This window comes from Dietzia cercidiphylli (genome assembly GCF_014145145.1).
GTDB lineage: Bacteria > Actinomycetota > Actinomycetes > Mycobacteriales > Mycobacteriaceae > Dietzia > Dietzia natronolimnaea.
This window is the reverse complement of record NZ_JAALEA010000338.1, coordinates 1-1,070: the sequence shown is the minus strand read 5'-3', so window position 1 is coordinate 1,070 and position 1,070 is coordinate 1. Positions and strand designations below refer to the sequence as shown.

The following is a 1,070-nucleotide window of genomic DNA, read 5'->3' as shown; positions in this document are numbered from 1 at the left end:
ACCGGGGTGGTGCACGGCGATCTCGCGCGGGGCCTGCTGTTCGACGCGTCGGACGAACCCGCGCTGACGGACGTCGTCCCCTACGCCCGCCCTGCCTCGTGGTCGGCGGCGGTCGTCGCGATCGACCACCTCTCGTGGGGGACCGTCGACAGCGGGGTGCTCGCGCGGTGGCGCCACCTCGACGAGTGGCGCCAGATGGTGTTGCGCGCGGCGGTGTTCCGGCTCGCGGTGCACGCGCTGCACCCCGGATCCCGACCGGCGGCGATGGACGGGTTGCAGGCCATGGCCCGGACCGTCGAGGAGTTCATCGGCGACCCGGACTCGTGAACGGCCGCTCCTCGCGAGCAGGCTCCCCGTCGGGCGCGCTGGCGTTCCCCGTGGTGGCCCTGCTCGGCGTCGTCCTCGTCTCGCTCAACCTCCGCACCGCGGTCACCTCCCTGAGCCCCCTGCTGGGGGTCATCGACGCCGAGATCGGCCTCGGTGCGGGGGGTATGGGACTGCTCGGGATGGTGCCCACGGTGATGTTCGCCCTCTGGGGCGTCCTCACCCCGATCGTGCTGCGGCGGATGGGACTCGAACTGCTGACCGTGCTGGCGATGACGGCGGCCGCGGCCGGCCAGGTCCTCCGTGCCCTCGCCCACGACCCGTGGGTGATGGGGCTGGGATCCCTCGTCGCGCTGGCCGGGATGGGCATCGGCAACGTGGTGGCCCCGCCGCTGGTCAAGAAGTACTTCCCCCGGCACGTCGCGGCCGTGAGCATGGCGTACATCACCGGACTCCAGCTCGGCACGGTCGTGCCGGCGCTGGTGGCGGTCCCCGTGGAGGAGGCCGCCGGGTGGCGGGTCTCCATAGGGTGGTGGGCCGTTCTCGCGATGGTCGCGGCGGTGCCCTGGGTCGTCGAGATCCTGCGGGGCGGGTCGGACACCGCCGGACCCCCCGCCGTCGGTGCCGTCGGCGGGACCGGCCCGGCACAGCGGGTCCGGCCGTGGCGCTCGCCCGTCGGGCTCGCCCTCGCGTTGTTCTTCGGGACCAACTCCCTGTGCACCTACGCCTTCTTCACGTGGCTCCCG

Annotated in this window: 1 protein-coding gene and 1 pseudogene; both read left to right on the top strand. The window is 73.6% G+C overall.

Features of this window, described 5'->3' with window-relative positions; translation table 11 throughout:
* Nucleotides 1-327, top strand: a pseudogene (locus G6028_RS12135) (TIGR02569 family protein); the annotation flags it as partial.
* Nucleotides 324-1,070: MFS transporter (locus G6028_RS12130; protein WP_422110534.1), on the top strand; the 747-nt coding region annotated here is incomplete at its 3' end. The pseudogene G6028_RS12135 and the gene G6028_RS12130, both read left to right, overlap by 4 nt.